General features: G+C 71.9%; 16 protein-coding genes. 10 read left to right on the top strand and 6 right to left on the bottom strand.

From position 1 onward, the window contains the following. Window positions 1-14: 14 nt before the first annotated feature. The 5 genes from ACFHVL_RS22365 to ACFHVL_RS22345 form a co-directional block, all read right to left on the bottom strand. Window positions 15-194: a DUF6104 family protein gene (locus ACFHVL_RS22365; RefSeq protein ID WP_416630383.1), complete on the bottom strand. Its 180-nt coding sequence runs from the start codon at window positions 192-194 to the stop codon at window positions 15-17. A 12-nt stretch (window positions 195-206) separates the two neighbouring features. After that, window positions 207-4076: a multifunctional oxoglutarate decarboxylase/oxoglutarate dehydrogenase thiamine pyrophosphate-binding subunit/dihydrolipoyllysine-residue succinyltransferase subunit gene (locus tag ACFHVL_RS22360; protein ID WP_416630382.1), complete on the bottom strand. Its 3870-nt coding sequence runs from the start codon at window positions 4074-4076 to the stop codon at window positions 207-209. Window positions 4077-4339: 263 nt separating this feature from the next. Beyond that, on the bottom strand, window positions 4340-5167 hold the full coding sequence (locus ACFHVL_RS22355; protein WP_416630381.1) for an ABC transporter permease: 828 nt from the start codon (window positions 5165-5167) through the stop codon (window positions 4340-4342). Further along, a complete protein-coding gene (locus tag ACFHVL_RS22350) occupies window positions 5164-6075 on the bottom strand; it encodes an ABC transporter ATP-binding protein (RefSeq protein ID WP_416630380.1) in 912 nt (303 codons plus the stop codon). Before ACFHVL_RS22350 ends, ACFHVL_RS22355 begins: the two co-directional genes overlap by 4 nt. 87 nt (window positions 6076-6162) lie before the next feature. Then, window positions 6163-6924, bottom strand: a complete 762-nt coding sequence (locus ACFHVL_RS22345) for a hypothetical protein (protein ID WP_416630379.1) — start codon at window positions 6922-6924, stop codon at window positions 6163-6165. A gap of 103 nt (window positions 6925-7027) precedes the next feature. Here ACFHVL_RS22345 and ACFHVL_RS22340 point away from each other — a divergent pair, with 103 nt between their 5' ends. From ACFHVL_RS22340 to ACFHVL_RS22295, 10 genes are all read left to right on the top strand, one after another. Continuing rightward, on the top strand, window positions 7028-7879 hold the full coding sequence (locus ACFHVL_RS22340) for a GNAT family N-acetyltransferase (RefSeq protein WP_416630378.1): 852 nt from the start codon (window positions 7028-7030) through the stop codon (window positions 7877-7879). Then, window positions 7876-8799 carry a lysophospholipid acyltransferase family protein gene (locus ACFHVL_RS22335; protein ID WP_416630377.1) on the top strand — a complete coding sequence of 308 codons (924 nt, stop codon included), beginning with the start codon at window positions 7876-7878 and terminating at the stop codon, window positions 8797-8799. The genes ACFHVL_RS22340 and ACFHVL_RS22335 overlap by 4 nt, the downstream gene beginning before the upstream one ends. A 116-nt stretch (window positions 8800-8915) precedes the next feature. Beyond that, on the top strand, window positions 8916-9617 hold the full coding sequence (locus tag ACFHVL_RS22330) for a response regulator transcription factor (RefSeq protein WP_416630376.1): 702 nt from the start codon (window positions 8916-8918) through the stop codon (window positions 9615-9617). Between the two features lie 14 nt (window positions 9618-9631). Continuing rightward, the gene (locus tag ACFHVL_RS22325) at window positions 9632-11200 is read left to right on the top strand and encodes a sensor histidine kinase (RefSeq protein WP_416630404.1); all 1569 of its coding nucleotides are present in this window, start codon (window positions 9632-9634) and stop codon (window positions 11198-11200) included. Window positions 11201-11265: 65 nt separating this feature from the next. Beyond that, the gene (locus tag ACFHVL_RS22320; protein ID WP_416630375.1) at window positions 11266-12909 is read left to right on the top strand and encodes a trypsin-like peptidase domain-containing protein; all 1644 of its coding nucleotides are present in this window, start codon (window positions 11266-11268) and stop codon (window positions 12907-12909) included. A gap of 128 nt (window positions 12910-13037) precedes the next feature. Further along, on the top strand, window positions 13038-13514 hold the full coding sequence (locus tag ACFHVL_RS22315) for an SRPBCC family protein (protein ID WP_416630374.1): 477 nt from the start codon (window positions 13038-13040) through the stop codon (window positions 13512-13514). A gap of 125 nt (window positions 13515-13639) precedes the next feature. Further along, window positions 13640-17113: a cyclic nucleotide-binding protein gene (locus ACFHVL_RS22310; protein WP_416630373.1), complete on the top strand. Its 3474-nt coding sequence runs from the start codon at window positions 13640-13642 to the stop codon at window positions 17111-17113. A gap of 73 nt (window positions 17114-17186) precedes the next feature. Continuing rightward, the gene (locus ACFHVL_RS22305; RefSeq protein WP_416630372.1) at window positions 17187-17342 is read left to right on the top strand and encodes a hypothetical protein; all 156 of its coding nucleotides are present in this window, start codon (window positions 17187-17189) and stop codon (window positions 17340-17342) included. 88 nt (window positions 17343-17430) lie between these two features. Continuing rightward, window positions 17431-18255: an Os1348 family NHLP clan protein gene (locus tag ACFHVL_RS22300; RefSeq protein ID WP_416630371.1), complete on the top strand. Its 825-nt coding sequence runs from the start codon at window positions 17431-17433 to the stop codon at window positions 18253-18255. 112 nt (window positions 18256-18367) lie between these two features. Further along, window positions 18368-19705, top strand: coding sequence for an ABC transporter ATP-binding protein (locus ACFHVL_RS22295; RefSeq protein WP_416630370.1), 1338 nt, complete (start codon window positions 18368-18370; stop codon window positions 19703-19705). A gap of 14 nt (window positions 19706-19719) precedes the next feature. Here the strand turns inward: ACFHVL_RS22295 and ACFHVL_RS22290 are convergent, their stop codons facing one another. Then, complete coding sequence (locus tag ACFHVL_RS22290; protein ID WP_416630369.1) at window positions 19720-21189, bottom strand: serine/threonine-protein kinase; 1470 nt, start codon at window positions 21187-21189, stop codon at window positions 19720-19722. Window positions 21190-21219 lie beyond the last annotated feature (30 nt).

Below are 21219 nucleotides of genomic sequence, written 5' to 3'. Positions count from 1 at the left end.
GTCGTCGACCGCTGCTACTCGTCGTCCTCGTCGTCGAGTCGGGCCAGCCAGGTGGCGAACCGCTCGATCGGCGTCTCGAACTCCGGGTTCAGATCGACGAAGTCCCGCAGCCGCTCGGCGAGCCAGGAGATCGCGACCTCCTCCTCGCCGCGCCGTGCCGCCAGCTCTTCGACACCCCGGTCGGTGAAGTACATCTCAGGCTCCCGTCAGCGCCGGGGCAGCGCGGCGTCGATCAGCGCGGCCTGCTCGGCGTCGTGCAGCTTGGTCGACCCGACCGACGGCGCCGCCGCCGCCGGGCGGGAGATCCGCCGCAGCCGTACGCCGTCGAGGTGCTCCAGCAGGTTGAGCGCCACGAACGACCAGGCGCCCTGGTTGGCCGGCTCCTCCTGGACCCAGGCGAAGTCCTCCGCGTTCGGGTACGCCGCCAGCGCGGCCCGCAGCTGCTCCACCGGCAGCGGGTAGAGCTGTTCCATCCGGATGATCGCGGTGTCGGTGTCCAGCTGCCCGTTGCCGCCGGTGACCGCGTGCCGTTCGGCCCGGGCCTGTACCAGGTCGTAGTAGACCTTGCCGGAGCAGAGCAGCACCCGCTTGACCGCCTCGGGTCGGCCGGTGACGGCCGGGTCGGACAGCACCGGCTGGAACGTGCCGGAGGTGAAGTCGGCGACGGCGGAGACGCAGAGCTTGTGCCGCAGCAGCGACTTCGGAGTGAAGACCACCAGCGGCTTGCGCTTGGGTGACAGGGCCTGGCGACGCAGCAGGTGGAAGTAGTTCGCCGGGGTGGACGGGATGGCGATGCGCATGTTGTCCTCGGCGCACATCTGCAGGTAGCGCTCCGGCCGCCCGGAGGTGTGGTCCGGGCCCTGGCCCTCGTGGCCGTGTGGCAGCAGCAGGGTCAGCGCCGACCGCTGCCCCCACTTGACCTCACCGGAGGAGACGAACTCGTCGACGATCGACTGGGCGCCGTTGACGAAGTCGCCGAACTGGGCCTCCCACAGCACCAGCGCCTGCGGGTTCTCCACCGAGTAGCCGTACTCGAAGCCCATCGCCGCGTACTCGCTGAGCAGGGAGTCGTGGACGAAGAACCGGGATTCGTCGTTGACCAGGCTGGCCAGCGGCAGATAGTCCCCGCCGGTCTGGGCGTCGACCACGGAGGCGTGCCGTTGCACGAAGGTGCCCCGGCGCGAGTCCTGCCCGGCGAGGCGTACGGTGACGCCGTCGGCGAGCAGGGTGCCGACGGCGAGGATCTCGCTGAAGCCCCAGTCGATGTCGCCGGAGACCGACATCTTGGCCCGTCGCTCCAGCAGTTGCTGGATGCGCTTGTGCGGGGTGAAGCCGTCCGGCAGGTCGACGTGCGCCTCGCCGACCGCCGCGATGGCGGCGGCGTCGACCGCGGTCGCCACGGCGGGCTCCGGCTCCGGCTGGCGGCTGGGCAGCCGGCTGGTGGCCGACGAGGCGGCGTCGCGGGTGGCCTTGAAGACGTGCTCCAGCTGGGACTGGTAGTCGCGGAGCAGCTCCTCGGCGTCGGTGACGGTGATGTCACCGCGACCGATGAGCTCCTCGGTGTAGAGCTTGCGGACGCTGCGCTTGGTGTCGATGATCGCGTACATCAGCGGGTTGGTCATCGACGGGTCGTCGCCCTCGTTGTGCCCGCGTCGCCGGTAGCAGACCAGGTCGATCACGACGTCCTTGTTGAAGGCCTGCCGGTACTCGAAGGCGAGCCGGGCGACCCGGACCACCGCCTCCGGGTCGTCGCCGTTGACGTGGAAGATCGGTGCCTGGATCATCCGGGCTACATCGGTGCAGTACAGCGACGAGCGGCTGTACTCCGGTGCGGTGGTGAAGCCGACCTGGTTGTTGACCACGACGTGCACCGACCCGCCGGTGCGGTAGCCGCGCAGCTGGGACAGGTTGAGCGTTTCGGCGACCACGCCCTGGCCGGCGAACGCGGCGTCGCCGTGCACCAGCAGCGGTAGGACGGTGTAGCCCTCCAGTTTGAGGTCGATACGGTCCTGCTTGGCCCGCACGATTCCCTCCAGCACCGGGTCGACCGCCTCCAGGTGCGACGGGTTGGCGGTCACCGAGACGGTGATGCCGTGCTCGCCGTCGGGGGTGGTGAACTTGCCGACCTGGCCGAGGTGGTACTTGACGTCCCCGGAGCCCTGGGTGGACTTCGGGTCGAGGTGCCCCTCGAACTCGGAGAAGATCTTCTCGTACGGCTTGCCGACGATGTTGGCCAGCACGTTGAGCCGACCCCGGTGGGCCATGCCGATGACGACCTCGTCCAGGTCGGCCCGGGCCGACGACTGCAGGATCTCGTCCAGCAGCGGGATCAGCGACTCGCCGCCTTCCAACGAGAACCGCTTCTGGCCGACGTACTTGGTCTGCAGGAAGGTCTCGAAGGCCTCGGCGGCGTTGAGCCGGTTGAGGACGTGCTTCTGCTCACCGGCGTCGGGCTTTTCGTAGCCGCGTTCGATGCGTTCCTGGATCCAGCGGCGCTCCTCGGGATCCTGGATGTGCATGTACTCGATGCCGATCCGGCGGCAGTACGAGTCGCGCAGCACCCCGAGGATCTGCCGCAGCTTCATCCGTTGCTGCCCGGCGAAGCCGTCCACCGGGAAGGTGCGGTCCAGGTCCCACAGGGTCAGGCCGTGTTGCAGCACGTCCAGGTCCGGGTGCTTGCGGATCTTGAACTCGAGTGGGTCGGTGTCGGCCATCAGATGCCCGCGCACCCGGTAGGCGTGGATCAGCTCGGTGACCCGGGCTGTCTTGTTGATCTGTCCTTCGGAGCTGACCGCCACGTCGCGCATCCAGCGCACCGGCTCGTACGGGATCCGCAGCGAGGTGAAGATCTGGTCGTAGAAGCCGTGCTCGCCGAGGATCAGCTCGTGCATCGCCTTGAGGAACTCGCCGGACTGCGCACCCTGGATGATCCGGTGGTCGTAGGTGCTGGTCAGCGTGATGATCTTGCTGACGGCCAGGTCGGCGAGGGTCTCGGAGGACATTCCGGCGTACGGCGCCGGGTACTCCATGGCACCGACGCCGATGATCGTGCCCTGGCCGGTCATCAGCCGGGGCTGCGAGTGCACGGTGCCGATCCCGCCGGGGTTGGTCAGCGAGATCGTCGTGCCGCCGTAGTCCTCCATGGTCAGCTCGTTGCGTCGGGCGCGGCGGACCACGTCCTCGTACGCCTGCCAGAACTGCCGGAAGTCCATCTGCTCGCAGGCCTTGATCGAAGGCACGACGAGGGTCCGCGAACCGTCCGGCTTGGCCAGGTCGATGGCGATGCCGAGGTTGACGTGCTCCGGCGCGACCATGTGCGGCTTGCCGTCGATCTCAGCGAACGAGTTGTTCATCTCGGGCCGCTCGGCCAGCGCCCGGACCAGCGCGTACCCGATCAGGTGGGTGAAGCTGACCTTGCCGCCACGGCCCCGGGCCAGGTGGTTGTTGATCACGATGCGGTTGTCGACCAGCAGCTTGGCTGGAACGGCACGCACGCTGGTCGCGGTCGGCACCGCGAGTGAGGCGTCCATGTTCTGCACGATCCGTGCGGCGACCCCGCGCAGCGGAGTCTGCCGAGCGCCGCCGCCGCCGGTGGCGGTGCCGGTGCCGGAACTGCCGCCGGCCGACTTGGCCGCGGCGGGCTTCGCCGCCGCCTTCGGTGGCGCCTTGCTCGCTGCGGATCCGGCTCGGGCGGGGCTGCTCCTGACCGCGCCCGCGGTGCTGCGTCCAGCCGCCTGACCGGTGGTGGCCGGCTCGGCCGGGGCCGCGGTGGACCGGGTGGCGGCCGGACCGCGGCGCGTCGTGCTGCCGGCGGCCGCGGCCGCCGGCAGCACGACCGAGCGGTCGGCGGCGGGGGCGTCGGTGCCGGCCCGGGCCGCCGACTCGGTGGCGGTCGTGGCGGTCGCCTCCGCCGGCGACGCCCGCTGCTCGCGGCTGTAGTCGGCGAAGAAGTCGTGCCAAGCCGGATCTACGCTGCCGGGATCGGTGAGATACTTCTGATACATCTCATCGACGATCCACTCGTTCGGGCCGAAACCCGCCAGCGGGTTGTCCTGCGAGGTCTGCTGGGTCGACACGGCCGGAGATCGCCTCTTTCACGCGGGTCGGTTTGTCACGCGGTCGCTGGTGTCACGCGGATCGCTCCGTCATCCAGGGACGCCACCAGGGTGGTAGCGCCGGTCGACGACGGCTTCCAGGCTACGCCGTGCGTCGCCGGCCGGCATTGTCGCATGCGGCCCGTGTCACTTTTCACAACGACCGGCCCAGCTGCCCCGGCCGGTACGCCACGCGTGGCGTACCGGCCGGGGCAGCTGCCCGCCGGAGGGGTCCGGCGGACCCGTCAGGAGATGTCCCGGCGCCGGGTGATCACCGTGCCGATGACGCCGGTCACCAGTGCGTAGCCGATCAGGATCAGCGCCCCGGCCCACCGGGGCGGGCTGCCCGGCAGGTCCACCCCGGTCACCATCAGCTGCGACGCCAGTGACGGCACCAGCAGTTGCAGGTCGTTGATCCAGTCGCCGAACTGGCCCGCCAGGATGCCCAGGATGAGCGCCGCCCCGATGTATCCGCCCAGGTACAGCAGGATCGCCGAGACGGTGGCACCGAGCTGGCTGCGGATCAGCACCCCGAATCCGACGCCGAAGATCGCCCAGAGCAGGTACGCCAGCCCGTTGAGTCCGATCGCCTCCCAGACGCCCCAGGCGCCGAATCCGGTCCCGACGTCGAACCAGGCAAGGATCAGTGCGCCGCTGATCAGGTTCAGCACGGTGGTGACCAGCCAGAAGATCGCGCCGAGCAGCACCGCGGCGGCCAACTTCGCGACGATCACCTCGGTACGCCGTGGGGTGGTCAGGAAGGTGGTCGTCGCGGTCTGGTGGAAGTACTCGTTGGTGACCACGATCACGCCGAGCAGCATCACGATCAGCAGTCCGAAGAACTGACCGTTGGTGTACAGGTTGGCGGCCAGTGCCGTGTCGCCACTGAGAGCCGCCAGCGTGTCGGCGCTGTCCGCCGGCACCCCGTCGCGGTTGGCGGGATCGGCCAGGAAGCTGGTCTGAACCGAGTTGACCAGCAGGGTGAGGCCCCACAACGGCAGGTAGATCAGTGCGAACAGCCACCACGTGCTGGTCGTGCCGATCTTGAGGAGTTCGCTGCGTACCAGGTTCATCGGATCGTCGCCTTCCCGCTGGTCAGTTCCAGGAAGACCCGTTCCAGGTCGGGTCGCTCGGTCGACAGCTCGTGCAACTCCACCGCCTCGGCCAGCGCGGTCTGTCCGACCACCGGCGCCTCGACGCCGGTGACCAGCAGCGCCCCGTCCGGGGCAGGCGTCACGGTGGCGCCCACCTTGGCCAACGCGGGCGTCAACCGGTCGCCGTGCGGCGTACGCACCCGGACCGCCCCGGCGCCGGCCATCGACGCCATCACCTCGGCGACCGGGCCGTGCCGGACCAGCCGCCCGGCGGCGATGATCACCACGTCGTCGGCGAGCAACTGCATCTCACCGAGCAGGTGGCTGGAGACCAGCACGGTGCGGCCCTGCGCGGCGAACGACTTGAGCAGATCCCGCATCCAGCGGATCCCCTCCGGATCCAGGCCGTTGGCCGGCTCGTCGAGGATCAGCACCTTTGGATCGCCGAGCATCGCCGCGGCGATGCCCAACCGCTGGCGCATACCCAGCGAGTAGCCCTTGAACTTGCGCTTCGCCGCCGGTGCCAGCCCGACCAGGTCCAGCGCCTGCTGCGCGCGTTCGGCGGGAAAGCCGGCCGCCGCGCAGATCACCCGCAGATGGTTGATGCCGGACCGACCCTTGTGCGCGCTGGACGCCTCGAGGACCGCGCCGACGTGCCGCAACGGTTCGGTCAGATCGGCGTACCGCTGACCGTCGACGGTCGCGTGCCCGCCGGACGGCGCGACCAGGTTCAGCACCATCCGCAGTGTCGTGGTCTTGCCCGCGCCGTTGGGCCCGAGGAAACCGGTCACCCGACCGGGCTCGACGGCGAACGACAGGTTGTCGACCGCGGTGACATTGCGGTATCGCTTCGTCAGTCCGGAGACGACGATGCGTCCGTCCGACATGTGGCTCCCTTCATCGTGACGCCGCCCGGCACCGTGACCCGGCGTCGGCGTCGGCGTCGCCCCGCGTCACGGGTCCGCGGGGCAAGGTCAAACCGGCTTGTCCCGCGTCGGGTTCGCGATCGCGATCCAGGTCGCCCGCGCCGCCGCCATCAACCGGCCGTACGGGTCGTACAGTGCCGTGCGTACCTCGGCCTTTCGGCCGCTCGTCGTGACCAGTTCCCCGACCACCACGCCGTGCTGGTCCGGCGTCGGCAGCGCGAGCACCGCGGCGGTCATCCGGCCGAGCAGGTACGGACGCCCCGGTGCCAGCACCGCCCAGCCGCCGGGACAGTCCAGCGCCGCCCAGACCGTCGCCACGGTGCTGTCGGCCGGGGGCACGAACGGCGCGGCGGTGCGGCCGGCACCACCTTGGGTCGGCCCGCTGGAGACCGGCCCGGGGAAGATCCGCAGCCCGTCGGGGTGCGCCGGCCCGCAGACGTAGCAGCCCGGGAACGGATGCTCGACCAGACCGGGGTACGCGGCCGCGGCCGCTTCGGCCTCGGCCGGGCGCACCGGCGCCGGGACCGGCCAGTCGGCCAGGTCCGGCCCGGCCACCGCGACGGCCTCGGCGACCGGGCCGCCCGCCGCGTCCGCCGGGCCGTCGATCTCGACTCGTACCTCGCCGGGGGCGGACCGCACCACCCGCAGCGGGGTCTCCAGCGGCGGCGGCCGGCGCAGCGTCACCGTGACCGCCCGGTTCGCGACCACCGTACGCGGATCGGCGTCGAGCAGTGCCTGGGCGAACAGACCGGCGGCGTAGCCGCCGTTGGCGGAGCCGGCCGGCCCGTTGAACCGGGCGGGGATGATCACCGGCCCATCCTCGCAGCCCGTGGCAACCGGCGTTCACCGGATCGACACCGCTGCCATCCGCAGCCGACACACCGGCGGTTCCGGCAACCCTTACACACATCTCATGGCCGTGTTGCTGACCGCCGCCGCACCCGTTCGCACCAGCGAGTACACCGTCTCCGTCGCCGAGAACGCCGACCAGGTCGCCGCCGCGCAACGGCTGCGGCACCAGGTGTTCACCGCCGAGTTCGGCACCTGCCCAGCTGGTGCCCGCCCGCCCGGCTCCGCCCACCCACCCCGTTCCGACCCGCCCGGTGCCCGCCCGCTTGGCGGGCCAGCCCAGCGCGACGTCGACGAGTTCGACGACCACTGCGACCACCTCGTGGTCGAACACACCCGTACCGGTGCCGTGGTCGGTACCTACCGCCTGCTGTCGCCGGCCCGAGCCGCCCGGCTCGGCCGTCGCTACGCCGACACCGAGTTCGACACCCGGTCACTGCACCTGCTCGCCGACCACCTGGTCGAAGCCGGCCGGTCCTGCGTACACCCGGACCACCGGGGTGGCGCGGTGATCAACCTGATCTGGGCCGGCATCGCCCGCTACCTGCAGGCGCGCAACCTGCGTTGGCTGGGCGGCTGCGCCTCGGTGCCGCTGCACGACGGCGGCGTGGCCGCGCACGAGGTGTGGCGCGAGGTCCGCGACACCCACCTGTCGCCGCCGCTGCTGCGGGTCCGGCCCCGCCGACCCTGGCTGGCCGAGCCGTCCGCGACGAGGACCAGCGACCACCAGTGGGCGTCAACGGGCCGGCGGCGCGCCGCCATGCCCCCACTGCTGCGCGGCTACCTGCGGCTCGGCGCCTGGGTGTGCGGCGAACCCGCGTACGACCCGGACTTCGCCGTCGCCGACCTGTACGTCCTGCTGTCGTTGGACCGGATCGACCCCCGCTACCTGCGGCACTTCCTGGAGTTGCGATGACGACGTACCCGGGCGGCCACGGCACGTTCTGGCGCCCCCGTTCCGGCTGCGGGACCGGCTGCCTGCCGCTGCCGGAGACCGTGCCTGACGCCGGCCGGCTGCGGCGGGTGGTCCGGCTCGCCGGTCTGCTCGGCATGCTGCTGAGCGGCGTACTCCTGCTGGTGATGCTGCCGGCGCTGCCCCGGCGGCTGCGGCCGTACGCCGGCCGTGGCTGGGCGCGCGGGCTGCTGCGGGCGCTCGGCGTACGGCTGCGACTGGTCGGTGTGCTGCCCCGGCGGGCGGCACTGCTGGCCGCCAACCATGTCTCCTGGCTGGACACGCTGGCCATTCTCGCCGTGACGCCGGCCCGGATGCTCGCCAAACGGGAGGTGGGTGGCTGGCCGGTGATCGGGGCACTGGCCCGGGTCGGCGGCACCCTGTTCATCGATCGTGACCGGCCACGTACCCTGCCCGCGACAGTCGCCGATGTCGCCGCCGCGCTGCGCGCCGGTGACCAGGTCGCGGTCTTCCCGCAGGCGACCACGAGCTGCGGCACCACCGGCCGGAGCTCGGTCGCCGGTCGGTGCAGTTCCGGAGCCGCCCGGCCGGTGCCGTTTCGTCCGGCGCTGTTCCAGGCCGCGATCGACGCCGGGGTGCCGGTCGTGCCGGTCGCGCTGACGTACCAGTTCGTGCGCCCGGCACCGGCGGTCGAGCCGCCACCGGCCGCTGTCGATCCTGTCCTGACCAGCATCGCGGCGTTCATCGGCGACGAGTCGTTGTGGCCATCGGTACGGCGGGTGCTCGGGCTGCGTGACCTGGTCGTGACGGTCGATGCCGGCCGACCGCTGCGGCCGGCCGAGGTTCCGTACCGGCGTGGTCTCGCCCGGCTCGCCGACCGCGACCCCGGGCCGGTCCGTTCGGCGCTCGACCTGGCCGGCTGAACACGTCGGTCCGGACTCCGTCGGTGGCTGCGCGGACCCGGTAGTCAAAGGCGACTCCCAGGTGATTGTCAGCGGCTCCCCAGGCGGACCCCAGCCCGATCGGGGATAGTACGGCTATGACCGCATCGCAGACCGAGGCGAAGTTGCTGGTAGTCGAGGACGACCCGAACATCCTCGAGCTGCTCTCCGCCAGTCTGCGCTTCGCCGGGTTCGACGTCGCCACCGCGACCAGCGGCAGCGCCGCGCTGAACGCCGCCCGCGAGCGCCGCCCCGACCTGGTGGTGCTCGACGTGATGCTGCCCGACCTGGACGGCTTCGAGGTGATCCGGATGATGCGGGAGGCCGGCACCCGGACGCCGGTGGTCTTCCTCACCGCCCGGGACGCGACCGACGACAAGATCCGTGGCCTGACCCTCGGCGGCGACGACTACGTCACCAAGCCCTTCTCGTTGGAGGAGCTGACCGCCCGGATCCGGGCGGTGCTGCGGCGCACCAGCAACGGCAACCAGGTCACCGCCCGGCTGACCTTCGCCGACCTGGAACTCGACGAGGAGACGCACGAGGTCTACCGGGCCGGCAAGCGGGTGCAGCTGTCGCCGACCGAGTTCAAGCTGCTGCGCTACCTGATGCTCAACGCCAACCGGGTGCTGTCCAAGGCGCAGATTCTCGACCACGTCTGGAACTACGACTTCCGGGGCGACGACAACATTGTCGAGTCCTACATCTCCTACCTGCGGCGCAAGGTCGACAACACCCAGCCCCGGCTGATCCACACGCTGCGCGGCGTCGGCTACGTCCTGCGCAAACCGGCGGCGTGAACCCGCCGCCGCCGATGCTGGGCTGGCTGCGTGGCGTACCGCTGCGGGTGAAGCTGGTCGCGTCGGTGCTCGGCCTGGTGATCACCGCGTTGCTGGTGATCGGCGTCAGCACCGCGGTCTTCCTGCGCAGCTACCTGGTCGACCAGATCGACACTGATCTGCGCGGCTATGTCGGATACCTGCGCGAGAAGGTCAACCGGGCGCAGAGCCTGCCGGAGTGGCAGCAGCCCAGATCGGTGCAGGCTGACCTGCCCACCGAGTTTCTGGTGGTCCTCTGCGACGAGGACGGGCTGGTCAGTGGGCCCTACTACGACGAGGAGCGGATTCCCGCCAGTGACCTGCCGCGCTGGCCGACCGACCGGGCCGGGTTCGACGAACTGAGCGGCGAGCCGTTCGACGTGTACGCCCGTGACGGCAGGACCCGCTGGCGGATGCTCTACGCGTCGCTGCCGACCGGGCACATCATCGCGGTCGGGCAGAGCCTGGCGGACGTGGACCTGGCCGTCAGCCGGCTGGTCTGGATCGACATCCTGGTCGGGTTCGGGGTGGTCGCCCTGCTCGCCCTGGCCGGGGCGGCGATCGTGCGGACCAACCTGAAGCCGCTGGTCGAGATCGAGCAGACCGCCTCGGCGATCGCCGCCGGTGACCTGAGCCGCCGGGTGCCCGACCCGGAGCCCGGTACGCGTGTCCCGCAGACCGAACTGGGCCGGCTGTCCCGGACCCTCAACGCGATGCTGACCCAGATCGAGGCGGCCTTCACCGCCCGGGCGAGTTCGGAGTGGGCGGCCCGGATGGCCGAGGGTGCCGCGCGGGAAGCGGCGGTCGCCGCCCAGTACTCCGAAGCTCGGGCCCGCCGCTCGGAGGAACGGATGCGCCAGTTCGTCGCAGACGCGTCGCACGAACTGCGTACCCCGTTGACCACGATCCGGGGCTTCGCCGAGCTGTACCGGCAGGGCGCGGCGGCCGCGTCCGCGCAGGACGCCGCCCGGCTGGTCCGCCGGATCGAGGACGAGGCGGCCCGGATGGGCCTGCTCGTCGAAGACCTGCTGCTGCTGGCGCGGCTGGACCGGGAACGTCCGCTCGACCTGGCCCCGGTCGAGTTGCCGGTGCTGGCCAGCGACGCGGTGCACGCCGCACGGGCGGTGGACCCGCAACGGCGCGTCGAACTGGACATCGGCCCGGGTGCCGGCACGCTGATGGTGCTCGGCGACGACGCCCGGCTGCGCCAGGTGATCGGCAACCTGATGACCAACGCGATCAACCACACCTCCGTCGACGCCACGGTCACAGTGCGGCTGCGCGCCGACGAGCCCGGGTACGCGACCGTCGAGGTGGCCGACGACGGCCCCGGACTCACTCCGGAGCAGTCCGAGCGGGTCTTCGAGCGGTTCTACCGGGCCGATGCCGCCCGGACCCGCAGCATCGAGCGACCGGCGGGCACCGGGCTGGGGTTGGCGATCGTGGCCGCTCTGGTCGCCGCACACCAGGGCACCGTCGAGGTGGAGAGCACTCCGGGCGAGGGCGCCACGTTCCGGGTCCGGCTGCCGGTGACGGAGGGCAAAGCGATCGATGATGACGAATAATTATTTTCAGCTAATCCTCAGCAGGAAAGCAGGTCAATCGAAGTGCGGGCGGGCAAGCTGAGAACATGAGCGAGCACGAGACCACGCCGCCAGCGGAGCCGTCGGACAAGGCTCAATCGTCGGCCAGCCCCTGGCAGGCGCCGGCCGCGCCGGGAAACGCCGGTGCCGCCGCCGAGCGTCCGTCCAGCGACTGGACGCCGACGAACCAGCCGTACGCCGGCCAACAGCCGGGTCAGTCGCCAACCACTCCGGCCACTCCGGCCACTCCGGCCACTCCGGCCACTCCGGCCACTCCGGCCACTCCGGCCACGCCGGCCACGCCGGCCACTCCGCGCGAGCCGGCCGAGCCGGCGGGGACCGGGTCCGCGACCTTGCCGACAGACGAGTCACCGGCCTCCGTGGCGCCGGCCTCCGTAGCGCCGGTCACCGCACCGCCGGCTGCCGGACCGCCGTCGACCGCCGCGGCACCGACCAGCGCCGTGCTGCAGGCCGGCCCGTACGCCCCCGGCCACGCCCAGGTCCCGTACGGGCAGCAGTGGAGCTACGGCCACTCGTACAGCGGCCACGGGTACCCGCAGGCCGGCACCAACTGGTCCCCGCCGCCCGGCGCGGCGGCCGAGGCGGCAGCCCAGCGCAAACCCAACCGGGTCGGGCGCATCGTCGCCGGCTCGGCTGTCGTCCTCGCGCTGATGCTCGGCTCCGGTGCGGTCGGCGGCGCGGTGGTGGCCGCCTTCGACGGCACGGCATCGCCGACGGTGCAGACCGGCAGCAGCGGCGGGGCCGCCGCCCCGATCGTCGACCGATCCTCGCTGGCCGAGATCGCCGACGCCGTCCAGGACAGCGTCGTGTCGATCTCCACCGGCTCCGGTGAGGGCTCGGGTGTGGTGCTCAACGCCGAAGGTTTCATCCTGACCAACAACCACGTCGTGGAGTCCGCCCGAGGCGGCGCGGTCGGCGTCGTCTTCGCCGACGGCAGCAGTGCACAGGGCAACGTGATCGGCACCGACGCGCGCACCGACCTGGCCGTGGTCAAGGTCGACGAGGCGGTCGAGCTGTCCCCGGCGACGTTCGGTGACAGCGCCGCGATGCGGGTCGGTGACACGGTGCTCGCCCTCGGTAGCCCGCTCGGCCTGCAGGGCTCGGTCACCGCCGGCATCATCAGCGCCCAGGACCGCACCATCCAGGTCGGTGGCAGCCAGCAGCCGAATCCGTTCGGCGGCGGCCAGGCCGGCGTCAGTTCGATGTCCGGGCTGCTGCAGACCGACGCCCCGATCAACCCGGGCAACTCCGGCGGTGCCCTGGTGAACACCAACGGCGAGGTGATCGGCATCAACACCGCGATCGCCACGTCAGGGCAGGGCGAGGGAAACATCGGCGTGGGCTTCGCGATCCCCAGCGACAAGGCCAAGGACGTCGCCGAGGCGCTGATGGCCGGCGAGGAGGTCAGCCACCCGTACCTCGGGGTCAACGTGACCGCGGCCGACGACGGCGGTGCGATGATCGCGGCGGTCCAGGAGGACAGCCCGGCGGACCGGGCCGGACTCGCCCAGGGTGACGTCGTCACCGAGATCGGCGGGACGCCGGTTAACGACTCGGACGACCTCGTCGCGGCGGTCCAGGCCGGCAAGGTCGGCGACCAGGTCGAGATCACCTACCGGCGGGACGGCGAGCAGCGCACCGCCACCGCGACCCTTGCCGAAGCCCCCTGACGCGGGCGGCGCGACACCACCGGCCGGGGCGTGACGAACAGAACAGCTTCCTTCCCTGAAAAGGAGCGGCGGGTGGTGTGACCAAGGGGGTTGGTCACACCACCCGCCGCTCGCTAGGTTCGGCGACCATGCGTACCGAAACGTTCATCGACCGGTTCACGGTCGCCGCACCACCGCGGCGGGTCTATGACCACCTGGCCGAGCCGGCGAACCACATCGGTCTTTCGCCGCTGATCGTCGCGGTCCGCGACATCGAACGCGAGACCGACGCCGCCGGCCGCGAGGTGCTGCGCTACGTCGCCGTGGAACGTTTCCGCTTCGGAGGCCTACTGCGCTACGACAACGTCCTGCACGTTCGGCAGACCAACACCGAGCCGAGCCGTCAGCTGGTGATGGAGGTCCGTAGCCCGGCCCGGGTCTCGGTCCGGTTCGTGATGGAGATCGAGTCAACCGCGCTGGCAATGGAGCCAGCGGTCACCGGGTCGACCGTCACCGTCACTGTCAGTCTCACCATGCCTACGATCCTGCGTTCCTTTGTGGTGCGCACGGCCAAGCGGGTGCAACTGGTTCGAGCCCGTACCCTGGCCGAAAGGATGAGCGGCTGACCCCGGCGTAGTCGATCGACGGGACTTCTTCGGCAGGAAATGCTGTTCGGGAGCGGTCCAGCAGTCGCGTGCGGTCGACCAGGCGGTCTAACCTGCAGCCGCGAACAAACGCGGAGGAGCAGGCAGTGACGGTCGTCGAGACCAGGATGAGCGTGTGGGAGGCCCTGGCTGGGCGGGCGCCCGGCCAGCCGGTCGGCCCGGCCGACGCCGGACTGTGGGGCGCCGTCGTCGAGCGGCTCAACCCGGCCCGCGCCCGACCGGTACTGCGCGCCGGCATCGAGTACGTCGAACTCGTCTCGGTCCGTGGCCAGCCGTACGTGATGCTGCGTTCCCCGGACGACCGTGGCGGTGCCTGCTACCTGCGGCTGACCCCGCAGGAGTGGCAGCTCGCCCAACTGATGGACGGCAGCCGTACGGTGGCCCGCCTGGTCGCCGAGTTCGCCCGGATCGCCGGCCGGCTCGCCCCCGACCAGGTCACCCGGGTGGTCGCCGACCTGGCCGGCAACCGGATGCTCGCCGAGCTGCCGGTGGACGTGTTTCGTCCGCTGGACCGGGTGCACCGCCGGCCGTGGCCGGTTCGCCTCGGCCGTACCCTGCTGGCCGTCGCGCAGGGTCGGCGTACCGTGCTGGCCAACGTCGATCCGCTGATCGGAGCCCTCTACCGGGGCGGCGGCCGGTTCCTGTTCACGCGCGTCGCCGCGGCCCTGCTGGCGGTCCTCGGGCTCGCCGGCTTCGCCGCCTTCTGCTGGACGTGGTGGCGCGGCGAGCAGTCGGTCTTCCTCACCAACGGGTCGTACGTCGCCGGCGCGGCGGTGCTGCTCGGTCTCAATGTCGTCGCCCTCGCCTGCCACGAACTCGGCCACGCGCTGGCCACCAGGCACGCCGGCCGCCGGGTGCCGGCCGCCGGCTTCCTGGTCTACTTCGGCATCCCGTCGGTGTTCGTCGACACCACCGACGTGTGGATGGCCGGTCGTCGATCCCGGCTGATCACCACCGCCGCCGGCCCCGCCGCCGGACTCGTGCTCGCCGGCATCGCCGGCATCGTCGGACTGCTCTTTCCGGCCGCCGCGCCCTGGACGTTCAAACTCGCCTTCGCCTGGTATCTCAACGCGCTGTTCAACCTGAACCCGTTTCTCGCCCTCGACGGCTACTACCTGCTGATGGACTGGCTGGAGATCCCCAACCTGCGGGCCCGCGGGCTGGCGTACGTCACCGGTCGGCTGCGGCGACGCGGGCCGCGCTGGGCGGCGCTGGACCGGGAAGGTCGGCTGGTTGCCCTCTACGGCATGCTCGCCGTGCTCTGGGTGGTCATCGCGGTGAACCTGTTCTGGCGGATCTGGACCGACCGGGTGGCCGGGCTCGTCACGGGCCTGTGGCGATCCGGCTGGCCGGCCCGGCTGCTGCTGGCGGCGGTGGTCGCCGCGCTGGCGGCGCCACTGGTGTACCTGGCCCTGGGCTGGCTGGCCCGGCGCTGGCGGCGGCTGCGGGCCCGGCTTGCGCAGCGCCGACACGCCTCGGACACGCCCCGCCGGTTGGACGCGTTGCGCGGCAGTGCGCTGCGGACCCTGCCGGTCAGCGCACTCAACCGGCTCGCCGCGCAGGCCAGTTGGGTGCACCCACGAACCGGTGAGCAACTCGTGACTGCCGGCGGTGCCCAACCGGCCGTCTTCGTGGTCGTCGACGGGGCGGTGGAGGGCCGGGCGCCCGGTGACCCGGCCGGCACCGTACGGCAGCGACTCGGCCCTGGCGGGCTCGTCGGCCTGGCCAGCGCGCTGACCGGTACGCCAGCCGCACTCACCTGGCACACCGCCGGCACCACCCTGCTCGCGTTGCCGCCGGCCGCGGTCGCCACCGTCGTCGGCCCGCTACCCGGCCCGCCGCCGGCCGACCGCATCGCGGCCGAGTCGCTGCTCGCCGAGACACCGGCGCTGTCCGGGCTCACCCCGGAGGACCGCCTCGGCCTGCTGTCCCGGGCCAGGCAGGTGTCGCTGCCGCCGGGTTCGCCGGTCCGGTTGTCCGGCCCGTACGACGCGGTGGTGCTCGAATCGGGGGTCATCTCCCTGATGGACGGCACCGAGCTGCGTCGCGGCACGATGATCGGGCCGGTCGGTGCCGAGCCACCGGACGTCGTCGCCACCACCCGTACGCCGGTCCGACTGTGGCAGTTGCCGGCGGTCGCCGGGCTGCCGATGCTGCTCGGCGCGGCACCTTCGCAGGTGGCCGCCGACGATGCGGCCGCTGTCCGGGGCGGCCCCCCGGCGAGCGGGGCACACCCGCCGGCCGACTACCCGCCGCTGGCTGCCCCGCCCGGCCCGCCGCCGCTGGGCGTCGACGATCAGGTCGATCGCCGGTTCGAACGTCGACTCTGGTGGCTGGTACTGCTTCTGCTGCTGTTCGCGCTGCTGATCACCGGTGGCAATCTGATGCCCGGGCCGGCCTGGGCGGAGATGCCCGCCGACCGGGCGTTGCTGCGCGCCGAGCGCGGCACCGTCGAGGTGCGCACGGCCGAGGGCAGGACTGTCCTGTTGCGCGACGGCGGGGCCGCGTACGTCGCCGACGGGGATCGGATCGAGGTACGCGACCGCTCCACCGGCGAGCTGGTGTTCCGGGGCGGGGCGGCGAGCGTGCTGTGTGCCGGCTCGCAGACCCAGATCGGAACGTTGTGGAGCAGCGGTGCCCGGCCCGTGACGCCCAGCGGTGAACTGCTGCTGGACCGGGGCCGGATCCTCGCCGACACGGCCAGCACCTCCGGCGCGTTCCGACCACTGGCGTTGACGGTCGGCAGCGACAGCGCGGTGCTGGCCAACCGGGGCGAGGCCTGGTTCGCGGTCAACTCCGGGTCGGTCCGGGTGTCGACCGGCGAGGTACGCCGCAACGGGACGACCCAGCGGGCCACCGGGGAACAGCTCGGCTGCGGCGACGGGTACGCGGTGACGCCGCCCGGCGGCACGCCGAGCGCTCCGGTGCCGGAGGAGACCCTGCCGGAGTCGCCGACGGTACAGAGCCCGTCGCCGGACCTGTCGGCCACCCAGCAGCCGGTGCCGACTCCGCTGCCCGACCCGAGCGTCAGCCAGCTGCCGGTGCCCGGCCTGATCCCCACCCCGCCGGCGCCGAGCCCCACGCCCCGCCCGACGGCACCACCGGTGAGCCCCGACCCGCCGACCACCCCGCCAACGCCAACCACCCCGCCACCGACGAGCGAGCCGCCGCCTACCACCACACCGCCGCTCCTGGAGATCTTCTGGGCGGAGCAGCCCGGCGGCGAGATCGGCCAGGACCGCGGTGAGGGGGAACCCTGCGGCGGCGCGAACTCGACCGTCGCGTCGGCCGCCGTGACCGTTAAGGGCGACATTAAGGGAGTCTCGATTCGGCTGTTCTGGAGCGGGTTTGCCGAGGGCAGCGTCCCGATGAGCCCGGACGGGGATACCTTCTACGGCGCGGTCGGGCCGGTGCAGTACAACTCCAAACCGAACGAGGGTGGGTCCCTCACGGTCCGGGCGGTGGCCACCGACAGCAACGGGCGCACGAGCGCCGCGCTGCAATCAACCGTCCGGGTAGTCGGCTGTGAGGCCACTGGCCCCGCGACGAACATCAGCTGAGTGGAGATTTAGGGTGCTTTGTTGGTTCTGCCCGAAGTCGGCGCGGGGTGCCTGCCGCTTCTGCGGCCGAGGCTTGTGCGAGGACCATGCCCGGTTCGGCCCGTACCTGTTGGAGGTACACCGGTCCGAGCAGCGCGGGCGGGCCGAGGGCCTGGTGGTCGAGGATGCCCTGCAGTGCGGCACCTGCCGGCCCCGGCCGCAGCCCGTACCCATGCCGGAGCTGGACTGACGGCGGCGGCCGTGCGTCCGGTACGGCACCGCCCAGGCCGGTTGGCCGGCCGGACTACCCTGGGCCGACATCGACGAGGGGAGCGGCGATGAGTGACTTCGACACGGTTCTCGAACGCCTGCTGACCGATCCGGCGTTCGCGTCCGCGCTCGCCTCCGACCCCGGGGCGGCGCTCGCCGGCTATCAGCTCACCGCCGACGAGGTGGCGCTGCTGGGCACTCAGCTGGGCGGCGGCGAGGACGCCACTGGTACAGCCGCAGTGGAGACGCGCGCCAACCAGTCCAGCGCGTTCGGGCTGTTCAGCCCGCTCGGCGGCATGCTGGACGGGATCGGTGACCTGGGTGCGGTCAGCGGGTTCGGCCCGGCTGGTGCTGATTCCAGTGGGTTCGGCGCAGCTGATGCTGACTCGAGTGGGTTCGGCGCAGCTGATACTGGTTCGAGTGGGTTCGGCCCGGCCGGCGCGATGCCGGTCGATCCGGGCTCGGGCGGGAGCGTCCTCGGCGGATACGGTGCGCAGATCGGCGACCTGCTGCAGCCGGGTGACGCGGCGGCACCACCGTCGGAACCCGCAGCCGGCTTCGGCCCGGCGGGGCCGCCCGCCGAGCCGGCAGTGCCGGAGGGCTACCAGACCCGGGTCGACGTCGACGGCGACGGCGAGTGGGATCAGCACATCGTGCGCGGGCGGGCGGACGGCGGCGTGGACATCCTGGTGGACCACGACGGCGACGGCCGGGTCGACTTCGTGGGCCGCGACGACGACGCCGACGGACTGGTGGAGTCGGCGGCGTACGACACCGACGGTGACGGCTTCTCCGAGCAGGTCCACTACGACGACGACGGCGACGGGTGGCTCGACCGCAGCGTCACCCACGAACCGCCGGCCGGCGGCGGAGCGATCGGCGGCAACCTGTGACATCCCGAGGAGTGGCGCTTTCCGACCGCTCACCGGCGGTGAGCTGCCGTCCGTAGATAGGGACTGGCGCCGATGCCGGTCTGCCCGGACGATAGGGGCAGGAGGTGATCGCGTGGTCGCCATCTCCACCGATCGGTTGACGAAGGTCTTCGATGACGGCACCGTGGCCGTGAACGATGTCAGCTTCGCGGTCGAACCCGGCCAGTTTCTGGTGCTGCTCGGCCCGACCGGGTGCGGCAAGTCGACCATCCTGCGGCTGGTGGCGGGGTTGGAGACACCGACCTCCGGCCATGTGCTCATCGACGGGGAGATCGTCGACAGTCTGTCGGCGCAGCGTCGCCAGGTCGCCATGGTCTTCCAGGATTACGCGTTGTACCCGCACCTGACGGTCGCGCAGAACATCGCCTTCCCGATGCGGCTGGGGCAGGGCGCGGCGGTCGAGGCGCGGATTCGTCAGGTGGCCGCCGAGCTGGGCGTCGTCGAGCACCTGCACCGGCTGCCCACAGCGCTGTCCGGCGGGCAACGGCAGCGGGTCGCGATGGCCCGGGCGATCGTCCGGGAGCCGAAGGCGTTCCTGCTCGACGAGCCGCTGGCCAATCTGGATGCCCGACTGCGGGCGGAGCTGCGGGCCGACGTCACCGGGCTGGCCCGCCGGCACGGCGTCACCACCGTCTACGTGACCCACGATCAGGCCGAGGCGTTGACCATGGCGGATCGGCTCGCGGTACTGCGTCGGGGCCGCCTGCAGCAGATCGGTCCGCCCGCCGAGGTGTACGGCGACCCGGTGAACCTCTTCGTCGCCGCCTTCCTCGGCAACCCACGGACCAGCCTGCTACAGGGGGCGGTCTACGCTGAGCCGGACCGGATCGTGATCGACCTGGGTGGACAGACGTTGGATTTGTCGGTCGACGATCCACGGCTGGCCGGGCTCGCCGGCCACCACACCGAGCGGGTGATCGTTGCGTTGCGCGCGGACGCCGTGCGGCCGGTGGCGGCGGACGGCCCGGCAGCGGGTCCGGCGGCGGGCACCCTGCGCGGTACGGTGCGCACCGTCGAAAACCTCGGCCACGAAGCGCTGGTACGCCTGGACACCGGTGCGATGCCCGCAGCACCGGCCGAGTCCCAGCTGGACCTGCCCGACCCGGACAGGCATCTGGCCGAGCTGCTCGCCGAGAATCTGCCGACCCGGCGCCACCTGCGGGACACGATCGCCCGGATCGTCCCGCAGCAGCGTCGCCCCGATCCGCCGGCGACGGCGCGGACCCGGTACGGCTTCTACCCGGTCTACGAGCCTGATCCGCAGGAGCCGGACCCCGGAACCGAGGCCGACCTGGTGGTGCGGGTGCCGGCCCAGGCGTTGCCGTTGCCGGGGGAGTCGATGACGATCGCGGTCGACCTGGACCGGCTGCTGCTGTTCGACCGGGCCGGGGCGCGGATTCGATTGGGCTGACCCCGGCTGCTCCGTCAGGTGGCCGCTCCGGCCAGCTGGTCGAGTGCGGCGTCGATCTCGTCGGCGTACGCGAAGGTGATCGCACCCTCGGTGGCGCGGATCGCCACCTTCGAGCGCAGCTGTTCGACCTCCCGATCGATGTCGGCCGTACCGTTGGCCAGTGACACCCGCAGGTTGCGGATCAGGTTCTGCAGGTCGAGCCCGGCGTCGCGGCGGATGGAGCCTTCGGCCAGCCCGACGTCGATGACCTGACCGAGCTGGGTGATCGCCTCGTTGATGGTCGGTACGACGGGAAGTGCGGTGCTCGGGGCCGGATCGGCGTCGCCGGGCGGTGGCGCCGGGTTGGTCGAGTCGCTGGACGGCTCGACCGACGCTGGCGGTGCGCTTTCGTGCGCCGGGCCGGGCGGGACCGGTGACCCGGTTGGTGGGTGGGGTTGCGCGGCCGCGAGCGTGCTGTCGGCGTCGGGGCGGCGCAGCAGCTCACCGGCGTGCACCAGGGCGAGTGTGACGACGCCGACGACGCCGGTGACGACCAGCGCGACGAGCAAGGTGGAGAGCCGGCCGGTGCTGCGACGCCGGTCGGCGGGTGAGTCGGCAGCCGCCGGTTCGGGCGCGGTGGCCGACTGCGACGCGGTGGTCGGACCGGCCTGCGGGTCGGCGGGCAGCAACTGGTCGCGCAGCGCCGCCGCCACCTGATGGGCCGTGGGCCGGCTCTGCGGTTCGCGGGACAGGCAGCGCAGGCAGATCTGCGCGACTGGCGCGGGCAACCCGGGGACCTCCAGCGGCGGGATCTCCTCGCTGAGTGCCCGGTGGAGGTCCTCCCAGGTGTCGGCGGGGTAGGGCACCCGGCCGGTGAGCGTCTCGTAGAGCAGCACCCCGAGGGAGTAGACGTCGGTGGCGGGCTGTGTGGGCCGCCCGTCGAGACGCTCCGGCGCCACGTACGCGGGGGTGCCGAAGGTCTCGCCTTCCTCGTCCTCGTCCGGCGCGCCGACCTGCGTGGCGATACCGAAGTCGAGCACCTTCGCGCCGGTCGGGGTCATCATGATGTTCGCCGTGGTGACGTCGCGGTGCACGATGCCCAGCCGGTGCGCGGCGGCGAGCGCCTCGGCGATCTGGGCGCAGATCTCCACCGCCGCCGGCCAGGGCAGCGGCCCGGCGGTCAGCCTGGCGTCGAGCTCCTCGCCGGAGAGCAGCTCCATCACGACGAACGCGGTGACGGTGCCGTCCGGGGCGACCGCCTCGCCATAATCGTGTACGGCGGTCACGTGCGGGTGGATCAGCTGGGCGGCGGAGCGGGCTTCCTCCCGTACCATGCTGCGGAACCGGGCGTCGGCGGCCAGCGACGCGGCGAGCACCTTGACCGCGACGACCCGGTCGAGGACCTCGTCACGGGCACGCCAGATGACGGACATACCGCCCGCACCGATCCGGTCGATGAGGCGGTACCTGCGGGCGAGCAGTTCGCCCGCGTGCAGTGATGACATCGTTGTCGCACCTACCTGAGGGTGGAGGTC

The sequence above is a fragment of the Micromonospora sp. LOL_023 genome (assembly GCF_048060115.1).
GTDB lineage: Bacteria > Actinomycetota > Actinomycetes > Mycobacteriales > Micromonosporaceae > Micromonospora_E.
This window is presented reverse-complemented; position numbering and strand designations above follow the sequence as displayed.

What these genes read in the sequence shown, in the direction of transcription:
- ACFHVL_RS22365 (WP_416630383.1), bottom strand. Translation starts at nt 194, where the DNA reads ATGTACTTCACCGACCGGGGTGTCGAAGAGCTGGCGGCACGGCGCGGC.
- ACFHVL_RS22355 (WP_416630381.1), bottom strand. Translation starts at nt 5,167, where the DNA reads ATGAACCTGGTACGCAGCGAACTCCTCAAGATCGGCACGACCAGCACG.
- ACFHVL_RS22350 (WP_416630380.1), bottom strand. Translation starts at nt 6,075, where the DNA reads ATGTCGGACGGACGCATCGTCGTCTCCGGACTGACGAAGCGATACCGC.
- ACFHVL_RS22340 (WP_416630378.1), top strand. Translation starts at nt 7,028, where the DNA reads ATGGCCGTGTTGCTGACCGCCGCCGCACCCGTTCGCACCAGCGAGTAC.
- ACFHVL_RS22335 (WP_416630377.1), top strand. Translation starts at nt 7,876, where the DNA reads ATGACGACGTACCCGGGCGGCCACGGCACGTTCTGGCGCCCCCGTTCC.
- ACFHVL_RS22330 (WP_416630376.1), top strand. Translation starts at nt 8,916, where the DNA reads ATGACCGCATCGCAGACCGAGGCGAAGTTGCTGGTAGTCGAGGACGAC.
- ACFHVL_RS22325 (WP_416630404.1), top strand. Translation starts at nt 9,632, where the DNA reads ATGCTGGGCTGGCTGCGTGGCGTACCGCTGCGGGTGAAGCTGGTCGCG.
- ACFHVL_RS22320 (WP_416630375.1), top strand. Translation starts at nt 11,266, where the DNA reads ATGAGCGAGCACGAGACCACGCCGCCAGCGGAGCCGTCGGACAAGGCT.
- ACFHVL_RS22315 (WP_416630374.1), top strand. Translation starts at nt 13,038, where the DNA reads ATGCGTACCGAAACGTTCATCGACCGGTTCACGGTCGCCGCACCACCG.
- ACFHVL_RS22300 (WP_416630371.1), top strand. Translation starts at nt 17,431, where the DNA reads ATGAGTGACTTCGACACGGTTCTCGAACGCCTGCTGACCGATCCGGCG.
- ACFHVL_RS22290 (WP_416630369.1), bottom strand. Translation starts at nt 21,189, where the DNA reads ATGTCATCACTGCACGCGGGCGAACTGCTCGCCCGCAGGTACCGCCTC.